Genomic DNA, 18,479 nt, shown 5'->3' with positions numbered 1-18,479 from the left:
CACCCTTGCGCCATATGAACTGGGTATCCCCCGGCGGTCCCTGCTTTGCAAACCGTCGGGGCACTTTATTTCTCGACATCGTCGATTCGATCTTCAATGCCGTTGCTGGAGTAGCGCAGCGTGAATGAACTCGCGCGCCGCCGGCATGCGAGGAGATTTTGCGTGATCACAGCGAAATAGGGGTCTGAGTAGCAACGGAACAGAAAACCTACATAAGGCCGCCTGGGCCGATTTGCCTTTCCAACAAACCCGGGTTTGGTGCGAAGGCGATCGCTGGCGCCGTGGTGGCGCTGAAGCCTTCTCATTCTTCCCAAAAACCCGTCCAGAAACCTGTAGCCGATAAACCCTGTTCAGCTTAGGTTGCTGCACAGGGGGCGGACATGCTGATCGGCTACATGCGCGTATCGACCGGGGAGCAGAACCTCGACCTCCAGCGCGATGCCCTGGAACGGGCTGGATGCGAGCGGATCTATGACGACGTCTGTTCTGGGCGGGCGACCGAGCGTCTCGGCCTGGCCAAGGCGCTCGACGTCGCCCGAGATGGCGACGCTCTCGTTGTATGGAAGCTCGATCGCATCGGCCGCTCGCTGACGCATGTCGTCGGCCTGGTCAGCGACCTGCAGAAACGCGGGGTCGGGCTCAAGGTGCTGACCGGCGACGTGGACACAACCACGGCGACCGGCAGGCTCGCATTCGGCATCTTCGCGACGCTCGCCGAGTTTGAGCGTGACCTCATTCACGAACGGACCATGGCGGGGCTGGCGGCGGCCCGCGCGCGAGGTCGCGCCGGCGGGCGTCCGCGTGTGATGACAAAGCAGAAGCTCAAAGCAGCGATGGCCATGATGGCCGACCGCGACAATGCTGCGCGCGATGTCGCCGCCCAGCTCGGGATGTCGTTGTCGACGCTCTATGCCTACGTTGACGCCAAAGGCCAGCCACGGGAACAGGCGACGGAACTTCTCGGTAAACCGACGACGAGGGGTTCCGCTCGGGCGCAACAGGCCTGATCCGTGCCGGTCGGCTTCCTTACCGACAGCCAAACCCGCGAATATGGCCGGTTCGCCGGCGAACCCACACCGGACCAGCTCGCTCGCTATTTCCACCTCGACGACACCGATCGCGCGTTCGTGGCCGAGCACCGCGGCGACCACAACCGACTTGGCGTTGCGGTTCAGCTTGGCTCGCTGCGCTTCCTCGGGACCTTGCTCGAAGATCCTGCCGTGGCGCCGGTCTCGGCCGTGCGCTTCGCCGCCGACCAGTTGTCGATCACTGGCTCGGCCGAACTCTTGACGGTCTACGCGAAAAGCGCGGGCCGTTGGCGGCATGGTCCCCGCATCCGCGAGCGCTACGGCTACCGCGCCTTCGCCGACTTTGGAATCGCGTTCCGCCTCAATCGCTTTCTATATGCGTTGTGCTGGACCGGCGCCGACCGCCCCTCGGCGCTGTTCGACCGCGCGGTTGCATGGCTGCTTGAAGCCAAGGTGCTGCTACCGGGGCTCTCGGTGCTCGAGCGCGCCGTGGCCAGGGTTCGGACGCGCGCAAACTCGCATCTGCACCGCCTGTTGATCGAGGCGATGACGCCTGAGCAACGGGCGAGCCTCGACGAGCTCGTCGCGGTCCCCGATGGCGGGCGCCAGAGTCCGCTCGATCGCCTGCGCGACGGCCCGTATATCCAGAGTGGCCGCGAAATCAGCCGTGCGCTCACGCGCCTGGAAGAGATCCGCGTGATCACCAACGGCCTCCCGCAAACGGATCGTCTGCCGCCAGGTAAAATCGTGGCGCTCGCCCGCTTCGCGGCGGCGGCAAAGGCGCAGGCGGTTGCACGGCTTCCAAACGATCGGCGCGCGGCCACGCTCCTTGCCTTCGTCAGGACGCTGGAGGCGACGGCCGGCGACGATGTCAAGGTCGAGCGCCCGTTCCGCTATATCCGCGAGGACTTCTTCCTGGGCCGATCCTTCCGCAACATGGAGGACCTCAACGCCCAGCTCATCGACTGGCTCGACACCGTCGCCAACGTACGCGTGCACGGGACGACCCAACGGGTGGTGGCCGAGGCCTTCGCCGAGGAGCAGGAAGAGCTGCAGCGGCTGCCAGAGCATCGCTTCAACGCCGTCCTGAAGCTCGAGCGGCGGGTCAGCCATGACGGGCTCGTGGCGGTCGGCGGCAACTATTACAGCGTACCCGACAGGACGCGCCGGATCGTTGAGATAGAGCAGTTGCCGGACCTGGTCCGCATCATCGACCGCGGCATCGTCGTTGCCGAGCACCCCGTGCTCGAGGGACGCCGGCAATATCGCATCGACCGGCGCCACCGCACCGGGCGGCCGCAACCGCGAACACCGGATCGGCCCATGACGATGCTCGGCCGGATCGGCGACCATGTGCCGTTGCGCTCGCTGACCGTCTACGAGGCGATCGGCGCGAGCCTGGCGAAGCCTGTCCTGAGCGCCTGCCGCAGGCCGGCAGTCGAAGGGGAGGGGCGGCCATGAATGCCATTGCCCCATCCACCCGTGTCGACTCCATCCGCCGGAGCCTCGTCAGCCTCAAGATGCCCCGGGCGCTCGAGATCCTCGATGCGACCCTGCGCCGTATCGAACAGGGCCAGATCGACGGCATCGAAGCGCTCGACGAGCTGCTGGGCGAGGAGCTGTCGCTGCGCGAGAACCGGCGGATCAAGGCCGCTCTGCGCATGGCGCGCCTGCCTGTGGTGAAGACCCTGGCGGGCTACGACTTCTCGTTCCAGCCCTCGCTCGACAGGAACCGCATCCTCGCGCTCGCCGGCCTCGACTTCATAGAGCGCGCCGAGGTCGTCCACCTGCTGGGACCGCCCGGCACCGGCAAAAGCCACATTGCCACCGCACTCGCGGTCGAGGCCGTGCGCGCCGGCAAGGCGGTCTACTTCATCCCGCTCGCCGACCTCATCGCCCAACTCACCAAGGCCGAACGCGAAGGCACGCTCCGGGAGAAGATCCGCTTCCTCGCCAGGGCATCGCTGCTGGTTGTCGACGAGATCGGATACCTGCCGGTCACACCGGGTGGTGCGAACCTGTTCTTCCAGCTCGTCAACGCCCGCTACGAAAAGGGCGCCATGATCCTCACCTCCAATCGCGGCTTCGCCGAATGGGGCGAAGTGTTCGGCGATCCCGTCGTTGCCACCGCGCTGCTCGACAGGCTGCTGCACCATGCCGTGGTCATCCAGATCGAAGGTTCCAGTTATCGCATGCGTGAGCACGCCGCGCTCGTCCCCGAAAACGTCCGCGCCGGCGTCGCGTTCAATCCACCCCAAGGTAAGCGCCGCGGACGACCACCAAAGAAAGCCAATCCCGATCCCGATTACGGCTGATCACCGTCCGAACCCAGCCAACGAGGTAGGGAATTTTAAGCGCCCACTTCTGCGGAAACTTCGGTGCCCATTGACACCAACCTGGTGCCCGGTGCCTATGTCAACGTGCGCCCGCTAGAGGGCTTCGAAATGGAGACACCATGGCACCGCGGCCGGGTATTGCTGATTGGCGATGCCGCACATCCGACTACCCCACAGCTCGCATCAGGCGCGGGGATCGCGGTGGAAGACGCGCTGGTCCTGGCCGAGGAATTCACTCGGGGGCTACCGGTCGAAGAGACGCTCCAGGCATATACTGAGCGGCGCGAATGGCGCTGCCGCCTGGTGGTCTCGAGCTCGGTCAAGATCGGCCAGCTCGAACAGGCGCGGGCTCCCGTCGAGGAGCAAACCGCGATTGTCGAATACGCACTAGCAAGGCTAGCTGAACCTGTCTGATGCGTCTGGCGAGAGGGAAAACGAACAGGCGATCAGGTGCGATTGCCAAATCCAGCTGAGAACAACGCGCGATCAATTTCCAGAAACGTCGGAACCGGCACGTTTCGGGAACGGGCGAGGCGAACCACCGCCCCCACCAGAGCATCGTACTCGCTCGTTCGCCCAGCCATGAGATCGCGCTGGAGCGAAGTTGTTGCGTCGGGAGGGAACTTTGCCGTAAAAATAAGTGTGCGGTCGACGCAGTCCGAAGGCAGATCAATTCCCGAAACCCGCGCAAGCGCAGATACCTCGGCCATGGCTCTGCGCAACATCGCCGCGGAGCAAGGGCTCAACATCACGCTTCCTGCCGGTATGCGCAGGTAACTCGCTACTCCGCCAAGCGATGCTGCGAGCAGCAATTTGCGCCATAGTTCGACACGAATGTCTTGGGCGACAGCACTTGCTATTCCTGCAGCTTTGAGTTGCTGAACAACCTGGTCGACGGCCCGTTCGTCCGGTCCTGCCGTTCGGCCCAGCAAAATATCCGGATCGACCCCAACGTGCCGGACCGTGCCCTCGCGAAGCTCGAAAAATCCATGGACGCGCCCAGCGAGGATAGTCGAATCGGACAAGCTTCGCGCTGCCTGGTCCGGCGCTTCTACTCCGTTTTGCAACGTCACTATCCTGCCTGACGCCCCCGGCAGGATGCGCAGCCGATCCAGAACGTGCGGCAGATCGCAGGTCTTGGTGCAAATGATGGACTGGCGCGGCCACCCCTCGAGTTGATCCCATTCGAGAGCCGGAATCTGGACCGTCTCGAACCCGCTTGCAGAGGCAATCCGCAGCCCCTCCCTTCGCAACTGATCAAGGCGCCGCCCGCGCGCGAGCAGCGTGACCTCGTTGCCGGCGCGATGCAATCGTGCCGCAACAAAGCTCCCGATTGCTCCCGCCCCGATAACCAGCGTCTCAACCAAGGTCGGCTCTGAACCCAGACGATTGTGCGGGGGCTTCGTGGGCAACATCGGCCGCGAGCCGTCTCAATGATCGATGCAATTGTCGGAACAGCGCCGCTGGCGGCGCCGAGCCCATGAAGCTCGACGACAACGCGCCGATGACATTGCCGTCAGGGCCGGAGACCGGAATGGCAAAGCAGTAAAGGTCCTCTCTTATTTCGTGCCGATCAAACGCCAAGCCGGCTTCCCGGACAACTTCCAGTTCACCACGAATCGCGTCCGGATTGGTTATGGTGTTGGGGGTGAGAGCGACAAATGGCCCCGCTCGCAGATAGTTGTCCAGCTGCTTAGACGGTAAAGCCGCAAGCAGCACTTTCCCAATTGCCGAGCAGTAGGCTTCGAGTTGCATGCTTTCCGCGGTGAACAGATCGACCTCTCCGCCATTCTCTTTGACCAGGTACGTTACCATACCGTCTTCCAAAATGCCGAAATGCAGCAGGACCCGATGCCGTCTCGCAAGCCGTCCGAGCGGGCGCCGGAGGCGTGAGGCGAGTCGCTGCGTTGGATCTGGCCGAGCCAACTGAAGATCAATCAGCACTCGTCCGGGCAAAAAGCATCCCCGTGTCAAACGGTCGACATACCCCTCCTCCTCGAGCGTCGCGGCAAGCCGGTGTGCGGTGGCAAGCGGTATTGCTTCCTGCCGGGCGAGCTCGGTCAGCGTCGAATGCCCACCGTCGCAAACGATGGCATGCAGGAGCCTCAGCCCTTTAGCCAAGGTCGATGATTGCCTGGTAGTCATTAGCCGAACATGTGCGATTTACTCTCAATTATCAAGAGATGTTCGTCAATGCATGCTGACGTTGCGGAGCCAATGCGCTAGTGCCTCTGGCAAGGAGAGCGCCATGAATCCACAATTGCAAACTGCTGCTCGGTTACTCCGTGATGCTTATTCAAAGGCCCCGCTCGCGCCGCTGCGCGATTATCTCGAGCCGACCGACGCGATTGGCGCTTATGCTGTGCAAGAAATCAACACGCGGTTCTGGGAAAGCCAGGGTCGCCGGATCGTGGGACGCAAGGCAGGACTCACGGCCGAGGCTGTACAGAAACAGCTGGGCGTCGACCAGCCGGACTTTGGCGTCCTGTTCGAAGACATGCGTGTGCCGGATGGAGGAACACTCGATCCGAGCAAATGTATCCAAGCCAAGGCAGAGGCGGAAATCGCCTTTGTGCTTGGGGGCGACCTTCTCTCACCACTCTCCACCCCTGCCGAGGTAGCCGCTGCCGTCGCCACGGTGCATGCCGCGATCGAGATCGTCGACAGCAGAATTGCCGACTGGAAGATCACTTTCGCGGACACCGTTGCCGACAACGGCTCCTCGGCCTTTTTTGTGCTGGCTGGTGAAGGTCTACCCCTCGCAGATCTAGATCTGGAAGGCGCCAAGATGGCTATGACCGTGAGCGGAGAGGTCGCGTCCACAGGCGTCGGATCTGCGGCGCTCGGTAATCCGCTCAATGCAGCCGCGTGGCTGGCTCGGACGCTAGCCGAACGGGGCGAGCCGCTTAAGGCCGGCGATATTCTTCTCGCTGGGGCTCTCGGCCCGATGGTTTCGCTGAAGCCAGGCGTCGAAGTCCGTGCCGAAATCTCCGGGATCGGAACCTGTTCCTTCACATTCGCCGGAGCCTGACCATGGGCAAGAAAAAGGTTGCGATCATCGGCTCGGGCAACATCGGCACCGACCTTATGATCAAGGTGATGCGCCTGTCAGAAGTGCTCGAGATGGGCGTGATGGTAGGGATTGATCCCGCCAGCGACGGGCTGGCCCGCGCCGCACGGATGGGGGTGGCGACCACGCATAAGGGGATCGATGGCCTGCTCGCCATGCCCGAATTTGCCGATGTCGAGATCGTCTTCGACGCGACCAGTGCCGGGGCACACAAACGTAACAGCGAACTGGTGCTGGCGGCGGGCAAGCGGATGATCGACCTCACCCCGGCAGCCATCGGGCCCTACGTGATCCCACCGGTCAACGGTGACAAGTGCCTCGATGCGCTCAACGTCAACATGGTGACTTGCGGCGGGCAGGCGACGATCCCGATCGTCGCGGCGGTGAACCGGGTGGCCAAGGTTCACTACGGCGAGATCATCGCCTCGATCGCCTCGAAGAGTGCTGGCCCCGGTACCCGTGCCAACATCGACGAGTTCACCGAGACCACCAGCCAGGCGATCATGGATGTCGGCGGGGCAACGCGCGGCAAGGCGATCATCATCCTCAACCCGGCCGAACCGCCGCTGATCATGCGCGATACGGTCTATTGTCTGTGCGAGGATGCCGACCAGGAGGCGATCCGCCAGAGCATTCACGACATGGTTGCCGAAGTGCAGAGCTATGTCCCGGGCTACCGGCTCAAGCAGGCGGTGCAGTTCGAGCACATCGGCTCCAACCGCCCTCTGCAGATCCCGGAGATGGACGGCGAATACACCGGGCTCAAGGTCTCGGTGTTCCTTGAGGTCGAAGGCGCGGCTCACTACCTGCCGTCCTATGCCGGCAACCTCGACATCATGACCTCGGCGGCGATGAAAACCGCCGAGAAGATCGCTGCCCGCATGCATGAAGGAGCCACGACATGAGTTTCGATCCCAACATGCAAAAGCTCTATATTCAAGACGTCACCCTGCGCGACGGGATGCATGCGATCCGCCACCAGTATGGCCTCGATCATGTCCAGGCGATCGCCCGCGCACTCGACCGGGCCAAGGTCGATGCGATCGAGGTCGCGCATGGCGACGGCCTGCAGGGCTCAAGCTTCAACTACGGCTTTGGTGCCTACACCGACTGGGACTGGATCGGCGCAGTTGCCGAAGTGCTCGAGCATTCGGTGCTCACCACACTGCTGCTGCCGGGTATCGGCACGGTCCACGATCTGAAGCACGCTTACGAGATGGGTGTGCGCTCGGTCCGCATCGCGACGCACTGCACCGAGGCCGATGTCAGCAAGCAGCATATCGAGGCCGCCCGCAATCTCGGCATGGATGTCTCGGGCTTCCTGATGATGAGCCACATGATCGATCCCGAGGCGCTTGCTGAGCAAGCGCTGCTGATGGAAAGCTACGGGGCACACTGCGTCTACGTCACCGACAGCGGCGGGGCGATGAACATGGATGAATACGCCGCGCGTTGCCAGGCCTATGACCGGGTTCTCAAACCCGAGACCCAGCGTGGTGTTCACGCTCACCATAACCTCAGCTTGGGCGTCGCCAACTCGATCGTGGCGGTGCAGAACGGTGTGGTCCGGGTCGATGCCAGCCTGGCCGGGATGGGCGCTGGCGCGGGCAATGCCCCGCTCGAAGTGTTTATCGCCGCTGCCGACCGGATGGGCTGGAACCACGGTTGCGACTTGTTCGCACTGATGGATGCGGCCGAGGATCTTGTCCGTCCGTTGCAGGACCGCCCCGTCCGTGTCGACCGCGAGACGCTGACGCTGGGCTATGCCGGGGTCTATTCCAGCTTCCTGCGTCACGCGGAAAAGGCCAGTAGCGATTACGGTGTGGATACCCGTTCGATCCTGGCCGAAGTGGGCCGCCGCAAGATGGTTGGCGGACAGGAAGACATGATCGTCGATATCGCGCTGGACATGGTAAAAGCGCGATGACGACGAAAAGCGTATTCCGCTTCGGCGGTGGAGAGCGCTGCAGTGATCCACGCAGCCGCGACAAGACCATCGTCGGCGGCAAGGGCTCAAACCTCGCGGAAATGGCCGGCATCGGCCTACCTGTCCCCCCCGGCTTTACCATTACCACCGAGGAATGCGGCCGCTACCTGAAGGAATGCGCCAACTTCTCCGATTCGCTCCACGCCGAAGTCGCCGCCGCGCTCGCCCACATCGAAACGGCCGTCGGCAAGAAGTTTGGCGACGCGTCCGATCCGCTGCTCGTCTCGGTACGCTCCGGCGCCCGCGTCTCGATGCCCGGCATGATGGACACCGTGCTCAACCTCGGCCTCAACGATCAGACCGTGCTCGGCCTCGCGAAAACCTCGGGCGACGACCGCTTTGCCTGGGACTCCTATCGCCGCTTCATCCAGATGTATTCCGACGTCGTCCTCGGCCTCGATCACCACCTGTTCGAGGAAGCGCTCGAAATCATCAAGGAACATTTTGGCTATACCAATGACCTAGAAATGACCGCACAGGACTGGCAAGCACTTGTTCAATGCTACAAGAAGCTTGTTGAGGACACTCATGGCCAGCCCTTCCCCGCCGATGCCTACTTAGGCAGGGCGCCGGCGATCATCCAACAGCGTGAAAGGATCAAGCGACAGACCTTCGAACATCGGCGCTTGCAACACCGCAAGCTCGCCGACTAACATCAACCCCCAGACGAGGCCCGCACTCCGCTAATCTACGCCGAGAGTTGTGCCGAATGTTCTGACGACGGACACCCTTAAGGGGTGTAACTGGTTTCAAGGAGAGGCTAAGTGGCTGCACGCAAAGTTATTGTCACAGTCGCGCCAACCGGCGGGATGGCGCTCAAGTCGCAGAATCCTGCGCTTCCAACACAGCCCCAGGAAATTGCCGATGACGTGTACCGCTGCTATAATGCTGGTGCGAGCGTCGTTGCGGTTCATGCGCGAAGGCCAGAAGACGACGGGGCAACCTGCAATCCCGCCATCTACCGTGACATCAATGAGCGCATTCGCTCGCACTGCAACATTGTTCTCAACAATTCGACTGGCGGCGGCGTTCATGGCGATATGGTGCGCCAGGCGGCCAACGGCTATTGGGAAATTCTTTGGGAAGAGCGCATCAAAGGGATCGAAGCTGGCGCAGAAATGTGCACGCTGGATCCCACAACCATCGTTGCTTCTTTCGATGGCAAAGAGATATTGATGAATACGTCGCCGTCGCGCTGTCGCGAACTGGCGATCAAGATGCAGGAAAAGGGCATCAAGCCCGAATGGGAAGTGTTCAGCCCGACGCATCTGCTCCAGGATGTCGTTGCTTGCATCAAGGAAGGGCTCGACAAAGCGCCTTATTTCATAAATGTCGTGCTTGGCGTCAACCAATTCCAAGGCGCATTGCCTTACTCGCCGAAGATTCTGCAGCAAATGGTTGATATCCTGCCTGAAGGCTCGTTATTCAACGTAAGTGCGGTCGGGCCGGCCCAGCTCAATGCAGGAGTTCTTTCGTTGCTACTGGGCGGGCATGTACGTGTCGGCCTCGAAGACAATCTTTATTACGAGCGCGGGCAACTCGCGACGAATGTGCAGCAGGTCGATCGGATCGTGCGCATCATCCGTGAATTGGGGCTCGAGCCAGCTACCCCTGATGAGGCGCGTGAGATCATGGGCCTCCCGCTGCTCGGATAGCCACACGGCCAATCTGCCTAGGGCACTAGCTTTTGAGTGGTTTTGTCGCTAAGGAGGGCAGGTTCTGGAAGAGAAGGAAAGTAGGGTGAGATCAGCGGACGTTGTCATCGTTGGAGCTGGCCATGCCGGTGCCCAGTGCGCAATTGCGCTCCGTCAGGCTGGGTACGAAGGCTCGATCGCGTTGGTCGGTCGCGAAAACGAAGTGCCCTACGAACGGCCACCGCTTTCCAAAGAATATTTCTCCAGAGAGAAATCGTTTGAGCGCCTCTACATACGCCCCCCGGAATTTTGGCGCGAAAAAGACATTCATCTCACTCTAGGTATTGAGGTGAGTGCTGTTGACCCCGGTTCCAAGGTCCTCACGCTTTCGGACGGTTCAGCCTTCGCTTACGGCCAGCTTGTTTGGGCCACGGGTGGTGATCCGCGCAAGCTGGCTTGCCCTGGAGCGGAGCTTTCAGGTGTACACGCCATCCGAACTCGAGCCGATTGCGACAGGCTGATGGCTGAAATCGATCGCGGTTTGACGCAGGTCGTTGTCGTCGGCGGCGGCTACATCGGCCTCGAAGCTGCTGCCGTTCTGACCAAGTTGAATTGCCATGTTACCTTACTTGAAGCGATGCCGAGGGTTCTGGCGCGCGTTGCTGGGACTGAACTCTCCACTTTCTACGAGAATGAACACCGAGGACATGGTGTCGATCTGCGGACCGGCATTACGGTGGCAGCCCTGGAAGGGCAGGAATCAGTTACAGGGGTGCGGCTGGGAGACGGCAGTGTCTTGCCCGCACAGGCAGTGATTGTCGGCATTGGGATTGTACCAGCCGTAGCGCCGCTGATAGAGGCTGGCGCAGCTGGAGACGGGGGTGTCACGGTCGATGAATATTGCCGCACCTCTTTGCCGGATGTCTTCGCCATCGGTGATTGCGCTTCTTTTTCGTGCAGCTTCGCCGATGGTAGGGTGTTGCGCGTTGAATCGGTGCAGAATGCCAACGATCAAGCAAGTTGCGTAGCCAAGACAATCTGCGGCGATCCCCAGCCGTACCGAGCCTTTCCATGGTTTTGGTCCAATCAATATGACCTGCGCCTGCAAACCGCGGGGCTCTCATTAGGCTACGATCAAACAGTGGTTCGCGGTGATCCCGCGGTGCGAAGCTTCTCGGTGCTGTACCTCAAACAGGGACGAGTAATTGCACTAGACTGCGTGAACATGGTCAAAGATTACGTGCAGGGCCGCAAGCTGGTCGAGGCGAATGTTTGCGTCAGCCCGGAGCAGCTTGTTGATACCGGTCTGGCGCTTAAGGATCTGATCCCGGTCTAGAATCTGGCTATTGGAGCAGGGAGACGCCACAGAAGAGTGTTGGCAAAGCGTCTTGGAGAGAGCGACAAATTTCCGGTGGCCCCTGTTCCGGTGGCCCCTACCAGATGACACCAATGGAATTCTGGATGGGATCGAGGGGACGGAACTTGGGTGTGATTATGGACCTGTCGGGCCGGGTGGCTGTGGTTGTGGGTGGTAGCAGCGGGATCGGTGCCGCGAGTGTCAGGATGCTGGCTGTGTCAACCGAACCGAAGATTTGACCCCTTGGGCGAACTGAAGAACTGCCCCCTTCATTGCGCCGTGGTTTCGGTGGTCTCAAGCGTAGATCCGGCCTTCTGCAGAAGGCCGGATCTACGCTTTTCGCGAAGTCGGTAGCGTAAGCGTGGGCTGGAGGCCGCAGATCAGGCGGCTTCGGCGATCGGTTGCTGATCTGGTCGCCAATTCCACGGCATGAGTTCATAACAGCGAGCGGCAGGCCAGTTGCCGGCGATCTTGGCGATAACGTCGGCAATATAGGCCTGTGGTTCGAGGCCGTTGAGCTTTGCGGTTTCGATAACGGAGTAGATGGCGGCCGCCCGATCGCCGCCTGCCTTTGATCCGGCGAACAGCCAGTTTTTACGGCCCAAGGCCACGCATCGCATGGCACGCTCCGCAATGTTGTTATCGATCTCCAGACGCCCATCATCGAGGAAGCGCGTGAGCGCCACCCAGCGCTTGCGGCCATAGGCGATCGCTTTCGCCATCTCGGACTTGGGCGAGAGGCGGCGCAGGGCATCGTCAAGTGCTTGCCGCAGCTCATCGATCAACGGCTGAGTGCGGTCGTGCCGGCTTCGTCGGCGGATCTCGGGTTGCTGGCCTTGAACCTCTGCCTCGATCTCATAGAGTTGGCCGATGCGTTCTAGCAGGTCGGTGGTGAGCGGCGTCGGCTTGGTGGCGTGGATGTCGAATATCTTCCGCCGGAAATGCGCCCAGCAAGCAACCTCGGTGACGCGGTTCGTGTCGTAGAGCTTGTCATAACCGGCGTAACCATCAGCCTGCAGGTAGCCGGCGAAGTTGGCCAGCTGACGCTGGGGATGCGCACCGGTGCGATCGGTGGTGAACTCATACCAGACGAGCGAGGGGGTCGTAGCGCCCGAGCCACGATCATCGACGGCGTAAGCCCAAAGCCTGCCGGTGGCCGTCTTGCCCCGGCCCGGATCAAGCATGGGAACAGGCGTATCGTCGGTATGGATCTTTGAGGCGGTGAGGCCCACCTCGCGAATGCGACTGACGATCGGGTCGAGCAGCACGGATGCCTGTCCTACCCAGCCCGCCAGTGTCGATCGGTCGATCTCGACCCCCTGCGCAGCCATGATCTCGGCCTGGCGGTAAAGCGGCAGATGATGGTCGAACTTGGAGACGACAACGTGGGCCAGCGTGCCGAAGGTCGCCTTGCCGCGCGCTATCGCCTTTACCGGCACGGGCGCCTGGACGATCTTCTCGCAGGACCGGCAGCTATACTTGGGCCGGATGGTCCGAACGACACGCCATTGCACTGGCACGGCATCGAGCATCTCGTCGCTATCCTGCCCCAGAGGCCGCAGCGCTCCGCCGCAATCTGGACAGGTGCAACTGTCCTGTTCGGGCTCGATCCGCTGCTCCTCCCGCGGCAGATGAGCAGGCAGCGCACGAACAGGCGACGGCCGATCAACCTCTGCCGGATCGGCCCGGCGGGCGGCGGCGACGATGGCCTCGCCTTCGAGCTCTTCGAGCGCAAGCTCAAGCTGTGCGATCTGAGTGTCGAGCTTCTCGGACGACTTGCCGAACTGCATCCGCTTGAGGCGCGCGATCTGCACGCGCAGCGTGTCGATCAGGATGTCGCGGGCAGAAATATCGGCGTGGGCGGCCGCCAAAGCAGCTTCGAGCTCGGCGATCCGAGCGTCTTTATCAGCGGTGGAAAGGCCTGCGTCCGACACCGCGACCCTATAGCGGAACAGACGCCGCAATGCCAGAAAAAGCGCCGGAAAATGGGCGTTTTAGCCCGCGAGTGACGGGGTGAAAGTGCGTTCCGGCCGCCGCCAGTCGATGCCTTCCAGAAGCATGGAAAGCTGGGCCGCCGTCATCACCACCGAACCGGTCTTGGTCGATGGCCAAATGAACCGGCCTCGGTCCATCCGCTTGGAGAAAAGGCACATGCCCTGACCGTCATACCAGAGCAGCTTTACCAGATCACCGCGCTTCCCTCGAAAGGCGAACAGCGCACCGGAATGCGGGCTCTGCTCCAGAACTTGCTGCGTCATCACAGCCAGGCCGTCAAAACCCTTACGCATATCTGTTGCGCCGCAGGCCAGGAATATCCGCGTTGAGGGCGGCAGCGGGATCATTGCGTCAGGACGCCGATCACCCGCGACAGGGCATCGGCATCGACGGTGGCGTCCACGTTCACCCTGATGCCAGACGGCAGCTCGATGCCGATCACTCCCTCGCTGCGTGCTGCGACCGTTGGCCCAGGCAAGGCCAGTTGATCGCTGATCTGCACCTCCGCAAAGGCAGGCTTGATCGACTTGCGCACCCCGGCGAGCTCACCGGACATCGCCTGTCGCCGCCATGTGTAGATCGAGCCGCTGCCGACGTCATGGCGTTCACAGGCCGCGCGCACGCAGCCCTCCGGGCCGAATGCATCCTGCAGCACGGCCAGCTTCTGCTCTACCGTCCAGCGCCGCCGGCCTGACACCCGGCTAACGATCTCTATCCGACTACTCATACGACCGCTCGTATGAGTAGTCGCTGCGCTGCTCGCTGAACCTTCAATCTCGTCCGACACCGGCCACCCCGCTTAAAGAGCGGCAATCATCCCGGCTAATGGGCGCTGCGCAAGGCGGTCGCCAGACCCCGCTTACTCGGTAGCTGTCGCCGCGGATGGTGATCACGGTCGAGTGGTGAAGCAGCCGATCCAGGATTGCCGTGGCCACGACCGGATCGCCGAAGACGCCGCCCCATTCCCCAACTGACCGGTTCGACGTGATCAGGATCGAGCCTTTCTCGTAGCGGCGCGATACCAGCTGGAAGAACAGATGGGCGGCGTTGGCTTCGAACGGCAGATAGCCGAGTTCGTCGATGATCAACAGCTTGGGCCGGGCAAGCTGCGTCAACTGCTTGTCGAGTGATCCGTCGTCGTGCGCCTTGGCGAGCATTGCCACCAACGTCGCCGCGGTGACGAACTGGACCGAGTAGTTCTGCCGGATCGCTTCCCGCCCCAAGGCCACGGCGAGGTGCGTCTTGCCGGTTCCCGGAGGCCCGAGGAGCAACGTCGTGTCGCCGTGGGCGATCCACCGGCACGTCGCCAGCTCCCGGATCTGGCCAGGGTCGAGCGAAGGCTGCGCGTCGAACTCGAAGCCGTCGATCTCGCGTACGAACGGGAACTGGGCGAGCTTGCTCGCCATGGAGATACGGCGCTCGTCGCGCCGCGCGATCTCGCGGGAGACGAAGAACGCCAGCGCTTCGCGCAGGGTCATCTTCGAGCGCGCCGCCTCGTCGAGCAGCGTGTCGAGCTGGTCCCGGATCGCCGAGAGCTTCAGCCGGTCCAACATCGCTACCAGCGCTTCATGATCGATTTCCGCCATCACCAACCCCCTCCGACCACGGCTTCATACTCGGCGAGGGGGCGCAGCAAGGCCGGCGGTGGCGTCGGCGGCGATGCCGTCACGCGGAAGGGACCGGTGCCCACCAGACCCGCAAGATGAGCCCGATCGACCACCCGCTGCCGACGCCCGTCGCACACGGGATGGTCGGCCACGACCTCGCCAGCATGGCGCACGATGACGCGACCGGCGAGGACCACGACCTGCACGGTCTCGCCGACCAGGCGCCAGGGTACCGAGTAGCTGTTGGTGTCGAGGTCGATGGCACAGTCGGGCCGCACCTTGCGAACCAGGTCGCGCAGCTGGCCGAACGGAGCACGGCCACCGAGCGGACGCAGGGCGGCGGCTTCGTCGGCGAAGCGGACGAGCGGCAGTTCGCCGGTCGTCCCGTGCACACGTACGTCGGCAATCTCGCGGTTCCATTGCTCGAGGTGCGCGACGAAGGCGCCCCAGCTGGCGAAGCGGCGGCCGGCAATGGCGTTGCGCTTCACGTACCCGACGCCGCGTTCGTCCTTGCCCTTGGTGCGCGCCCGGTACGGCGCGCAAGCTCTCGGCGAGAAGCCCCAATAGCGGGCAAAGGCGTGGAGCCGGCCGTTGAACCGCACTTCCCGCGTCGCCGCGTCATGATGCTCGACCAGCGCCCTGGCGTTGTCGAACAGGATTTCCGCCGGCACGCCGCCGAACCGCAGGAACGCGCCTTCCATGCCTTCGAACCAGTCCACCTGGCGCTCGCGGATCGAGGGGCGGATGTGCATCCGGCGCGAGTAGCCCAGCGTCGCCACGAACAGATGCACCCGCACACGCTCGTCGCCGATCCACACTTTGGACTCGCCAAAGTCGATTTGTAGCTGATGCCCCGGCCGCGTCTCGAAGCGCACTGTGGCCCGCTTCTGCGCCTTCAGCTCACGTCGCCAGCGCTGAACCCGAAGCTCGACCGACCGCAGGCCGATCACGATCCCGTGCTCGCTCGCCAGCTCCTGGCGCACGACATCGGCATTGCCGCCATGCCGAAAAAAGCGCTCGCGCAGCCAGTCGTCGAGCCCGTCGAACGCCGATTTACGCGCCGGCTTCGCGAATGGTACAACGCCGCCGGCGCGGAGATAGCGCCGTACCGTGTTGCGCGCGCAGCCGAACTCCTTCGACAGCCGCTTGGCTCCCCAACCAAGCTCATGCAACCGCACCATCGCGGCCACCTCGTCGGGTTGAAGCATCTCCTCTCCCTGCACAGCCAATGTCCGTGCAGGAAACTCTGTGATCACAGTCGTCATCTGTCTTTCCCTCTTCAGCCGAAGGGGTCAGTTCTCGGATTCGGCAGGGGGTCAGTTTCTCAGTTCGCCTGACAGGCTGAGGCCGGTGCAACGGTGGCCATTGGATATAACACCGGGGCTGAGCGTGCGGACACCTTGCGAGCATCGCTTCCGGGCGGCGGCCATTCGATATTTGCGATCGCCATCGATGACCCGGACTCGGTGCGCGTTGCCGCCCTGACGGTTGAGGCGACGCATGGCAGGGCGGACATTCTGGTGAATTCGGCGGGTACTACCCGGCCAGTTCCGCATGCGAACCTCGACGCGCTTGATGAGGTCGCGTCCGTCAATGTGGTGTAGAATTGGGTGTGGCCAGCGGGCTGCATTTTCAGGCGGCCTTGGGTGTAATCTGTAGCGGCTGTGCCTCCTCGATCATTGGTGTAGCAAGGGCGGCCATGCCCTCGATCTGCATGTAGCGGTGCTGGAGCTGGTATTCGTCATTCTGCTCCAGCAGGACGGCGCCGACGAGGCGGATGATGCTATCCTCGTTCGGGAAGATGCCGACGACATCGGCGCGGCGCTTCACTTCCTTGTTCAGGCGTTCCAGTGGATTGGTGGAATGTAATTTGACGCGGTGCTGCTCGGGGAAGGTCATGTAGGCCAGCACGTCGTGCTCGGCATCGTCCATGCAGGCGCCGAGCTTTGGCCAGCGGGTACGCAACTGGTCGGCGACCTGGCGCCAGACCTGTGTCGCGGCGGCATGGTCGGGCTGGAGGAAGACCTGGCGGATGGCAGCGGCGACGACGGTGTTCTGGCCCTTGGGCACGTAGGCCAGGGCATTGCGCATGAAGTGGACGCGGCACCGCTGCCAGGTGGCGCTGAGCACGCGAGTGATCGCTGCCTTGAGGCCCTCGTGGGCATCGGAGATGACCAGCTTCACGCCGGTCAGTCCGCGGCGTGCGAGGTCCTTGAGGAAGCTCGACCAGAATGGCTCGGCTTCGGAGGGTCCAATGTGAAGGCCAACGATTTCGCGCTTGCCCTCGGTGTTGACGGCAACGGCTATTATCGCGGCGACACTGACGATCCGCCCGCCCTCGCGCACCTTGAGGTAGGTAGCATCGAGCCAGAGGTAGGGCCAGTCGCCGGTGAGCGGCCGCTTAAGGAAGGCATGGACACGTTCGTCGATATCCTTGCACAGCTTGGACACCGAGGATTTGGAGATGCCGGTCATGCCCATGGCCTGCACCAGCTCGTCGACACGCCGGGTGCTGACGCCGGCGATCCACGCCTCCTGGATCACCGCGACCAGCGCCTTCTCGACGGTCTTCCTGGGTTCCAGGAAGCCAGGGAAGTAGGCGCCGGTCCGTAGCTTGGGAATCCTCAGGTTGAGCGTGCCGAGCCGGGTATCGAGGCTGCGGTCGCGGTAGCCGTTCCGCCAGGTCGTCCGGTCGCCGGAGCGCTCGTGTCGGCTAGCGCCGACCAGGCCATCGACGTCGGCCTCCATGATGATCTGTAATACGCTCTCGGCGATCGTGCGCAGGAAATCTCCATCTCCAGTCTTCGCCATCAGCTCGGCAAGCGGTAGTCTGTCGTCGGTCATCGGGATCAACTCCTCGGTGGGCGTGTGAAGTGTGGTAACTCCACCTTACCGATGAGCCCGGTGGCCACCGAGATCGAAATCGCATGGGGTGGGGCATGCCCCACCCCATGCGATCATCTCAATCTACACCAGAAATTACACCACGAGCGCGGACGCTAACCTTGATGATGACCTTTTTGATCAAATTATGGCCAGCAATGTGCAAGGACCATTTGCAACGATCAGAGCTTTTGTGCCCATGCTGAGAGCGAGCGGCGACGGCGTAATTGTCAATATCTCTTCCATTTCCGGATTTACCGGTCGCGGCAGCAATATTGGTTATTGCGCGTCGAAGGGTGCGCTAGATACCATGACCATGTCATTGGCATCAGCGCTTGGTCCCGAGATACGTGTGCTCGCGGTATCGCCTGGAGCGGTTGCGACCGACTTCGTCGCCGGGCGCGACAGGGCAGCTCTGGAAAAACTAGCCGAGATGACACCGCTCAAGCGCGTGATCGAGCCGGAGGACGTGGCGCGAACTGTATTGGCTTGTGTGACACATCTCAGAGCGACAACCGGAACTAGAATCATATGTGACGGTGGAAGATTCCTAGTCTGAGTTTGATATGTGCCGCGCCCTTG

Annotated in this window: 18 protein-coding genes and 3 pseudogenes; 13 read left to right on the top strand and 8 right to left on the bottom strand. The window is 62.4% G+C overall.

Annotated features, from left to right (window positions below; genetic code table 11):
* The first annotated feature begins 380 nt into the window (after positions 1-380).
* The 4 genes from WFR25_RS25170 to WFR25_RS25150 all read left to right on the top strand — a co-directional run bounded on the left by WFR25_RS25170 (position 381) and on the right by WFR25_RS25150 (position 3,778).
* A complete protein-coding gene (locus tag WFR25_RS25170; protein WP_011950816.1) occupies positions 381-1,007 on the top strand; it encodes a recombinase family protein in 627 nt (208 codons plus the stop codon).
* A 3-nt stretch (positions 1,008-1,010) separates the two neighbouring features.
* A complete protein-coding gene (locus WFR25_RS26675; RefSeq protein WP_011950817.1) occupies positions 1,011-2,489 on the top strand; it encodes a DUF4158 domain-containing protein in 1,479 nt (492 codons plus the stop codon).
* Positions 2,486-3,343 (top strand): IS21-like element helper ATPase IstB, encoded by an 858-nt coding sequence (gene istB / locus WFR25_RS25155; protein WP_011950659.1) that lies wholly within the window; start codon positions 2,486-2,488, stop codon positions 3,341-3,343. The genes WFR25_RS26675 and istB (WFR25_RS25155) overlap by 4 nt, the downstream gene beginning before the upstream one ends.
* A 63-nt stretch (positions 3,344-3,406) precedes the next feature.
* On the top strand, positions 3,407-3,778 hold the full coding sequence (locus WFR25_RS25150; RefSeq protein WP_011950818.1) for an FAD-dependent monooxygenase: 372 nt from the start codon (positions 3,407-3,409) through the stop codon (positions 3,776-3,778).
* 32 nt (positions 3,779-3,810) lie between these two features.
* Here the strand turns inward: WFR25_RS25150 and WFR25_RS25145 are convergent, their stop codons facing one another.
* Both WFR25_RS25145 and WFR25_RS25140 read right to left on the bottom strand, forming a co-directional pair.
* Positions 3,811-4,731 carry a ketopantoate reductase family protein gene (locus tag WFR25_RS25145; protein WP_011950819.1) on the bottom strand — a complete coding sequence of 307 codons (921 nt, stop codon included), beginning with the start codon at positions 4,729-4,731 and terminating at the stop codon, positions 3,811-3,813.
* Positions 4,724-5,485, bottom strand: coding sequence for an IclR family transcriptional regulator domain-containing protein (locus tag WFR25_RS25140; RefSeq protein ID WP_158305183.1), 762 nt, complete (start codon positions 5,483-5,485; stop codon positions 4,724-4,726). The genes WFR25_RS25145 and WFR25_RS25140 overlap by 8 nt, the downstream gene beginning before the upstream one ends.
* A 127-nt stretch (positions 5,486-5,612) precedes the next feature.
* Between WFR25_RS25140 and WFR25_RS25135 the strand changes: the two genes are divergently transcribed.
* From WFR25_RS25135 to WFR25_RS25105, 7 genes and pseudogenes are all read left to right on the top strand, one after another.
* Complete coding sequence (locus tag WFR25_RS25135; RefSeq protein WP_011950821.1) at positions 5,613-6,395, top strand: 2-keto-4-pentenoate hydratase; 783 nt, start codon at positions 5,613-5,615, stop codon at positions 6,393-6,395.
* Positions 6,396-6,397: 2 nt separating this feature from the next.
* Positions 6,398-7,339: an acetaldehyde dehydrogenase (acetylating) gene (locus tag WFR25_RS25130; protein WP_011950822.1), complete on the top strand. Its 942-nt coding sequence runs from the start codon at positions 6,398-6,400 to the stop codon at positions 7,337-7,339.
* Entirely contained in the window at positions 7,336-8,361 is a 1,026-nt protein-coding gene (gene dmpG / locus WFR25_RS25125; RefSeq protein WP_011950823.1) for a 4-hydroxy-2-oxovalerate aldolase, read from the top strand. The genes WFR25_RS25130 and dmpG overlap by 4 nt, the downstream gene beginning before the upstream one ends.
* Positions 8,358-8,972, top strand: a pseudogene (locus WFR25_RS25120) (PEP/pyruvate-binding domain-containing protein); the annotation flags it as partial. The gene dmpG and the pseudogene WFR25_RS25120, both read left to right, overlap by 4 nt.
* Positions 8,964-9,074, top strand: a pseudogene (locus WFR25_RS25115) (PEP/pyruvate-binding domain-containing protein); the annotation flags it as partial. The pseudogenes WFR25_RS25120 and WFR25_RS25115, both read left to right, overlap by 9 nt.
* A gap of 111 nt (positions 9,075-9,185) precedes the next feature.
* Positions 9,186-10,076 (top strand): beta-keto acid cleavage family enzyme, encoded by an 891-nt coding sequence (locus WFR25_RS25110; protein WP_011950825.1) that lies wholly within the window; start codon positions 9,186-9,188, stop codon positions 10,074-10,076.
* 85 nt (positions 10,077-10,161) lie between these two features.
* Positions 10,162-11,391 (top strand): NAD(P)/FAD-dependent oxidoreductase, encoded by a 1,230-nt coding sequence (locus tag WFR25_RS25105; protein WP_011950826.1) that lies wholly within the window; start codon positions 10,162-10,164, stop codon positions 11,389-11,391.
* A gap of 401 nt (positions 11,392-11,792) precedes the next feature.
* Here the strand turns inward: WFR25_RS25105 and tnpC are convergent, their stop codons facing one another.
* From tnpC to istA, 5 genes are read right to left on the bottom strand one after another with little or no spacing between them, the layout of a single operon-like run.
* The gene (tnpC, locus tag WFR25_RS25100; RefSeq protein ID WP_419723226.1) at positions 11,793-13,346 is read right to left on the bottom strand and encodes an IS66 family transposase; all 1,554 of its coding nucleotides are present in this window, start codon (positions 13,344-13,346) and stop codon (positions 11,793-11,795) included.
* Positions 13,347-13,406: 60 nt separating this feature from the next.
* Positions 13,407-13,754 (bottom strand): IS66 family insertion sequence element accessory protein TnpB, encoded by a 348-nt coding sequence (tnpB, locus tag WFR25_RS25095; protein WP_011950829.1) that lies wholly within the window; start codon positions 13,752-13,754, stop codon positions 13,407-13,409.
* A complete protein-coding gene (gene tnpA, locus WFR25_RS25090) occupies positions 13,751-14,134 on the bottom strand; it encodes an IS66-like element accessory protein TnpA (RefSeq protein ID WP_041380262.1) in 384 nt (127 codons plus the stop codon). Before tnpA ends, tnpB begins: the two co-directional genes overlap by 4 nt.
* Before the next feature lie 43 nt (positions 14,135-14,177).
* Complete coding sequence (gene istB / locus WFR25_RS25085; RefSeq protein WP_011950831.1) at positions 14,178-14,993, bottom strand: IS21-like element helper ATPase IstB; 816 nt, start codon at positions 14,991-14,993, stop codon at positions 14,178-14,180.
* The gene (gene istA, locus WFR25_RS25080; RefSeq protein ID WP_011950832.1) at positions 14,993-16,279 is read right to left on the bottom strand and encodes an IS21 family transposase; all 1,287 of its coding nucleotides are present in this window, start codon (positions 16,277-16,279) and stop codon (positions 14,993-14,995) included. The genes istB (WFR25_RS25085) and istA overlap by 1 nt, the downstream gene beginning before the upstream one ends.
* 87 nt (positions 16,280-16,366) lie before the next feature.
* On the opposite strand from istA, the pseudogene WFR25_RS25075 reads away from it, so the two are divergent.
* Positions 16,367-16,618 (top strand): annotated as a pseudogene (locus WFR25_RS25075) (short-chain dehydrogenase); the annotation flags it as partial.
* A 28-nt stretch (positions 16,619-16,646) separates the two neighbouring features.
* Here the strand turns inward: WFR25_RS25075 and WFR25_RS25070 are convergent.
* A complete protein-coding gene (locus WFR25_RS25070; protein ID WP_011950834.1) occupies positions 16,647-17,858 on the bottom strand; it encodes an IS256 family transposase in 1,212 nt (403 codons plus the stop codon).
* Positions 17,859-17,946: 88 nt separating this feature from the next.
* Between WFR25_RS25070 and WFR25_RS25065 the strand changes: the two genes are divergently transcribed.
* Positions 17,947-18,456, top strand: coding sequence for an SDR family NAD(P)-dependent oxidoreductase (locus WFR25_RS25065; RefSeq protein ID WP_226952299.1), 510 nt, complete (start codon positions 17,947-17,949; stop codon positions 18,454-18,456).
* Positions 18,457-18,479 lie beyond the last annotated feature (23 nt).

Origin of the sequence: Sphingobium aromaticiconvertens (assembly GCF_037154075.1) — a bacterium.
GTDB classification, from domain to species: domain Bacteria; phylum Pseudomonadota; class Alphaproteobacteria; order Sphingomonadales; family Sphingomonadaceae; genus Sphingobium; species Sphingobium aromaticiconvertens.
Note: the sequence above shows the minus strand (reverse complement) of the source record. Positions and strands in the feature narration are given on the sequence as shown.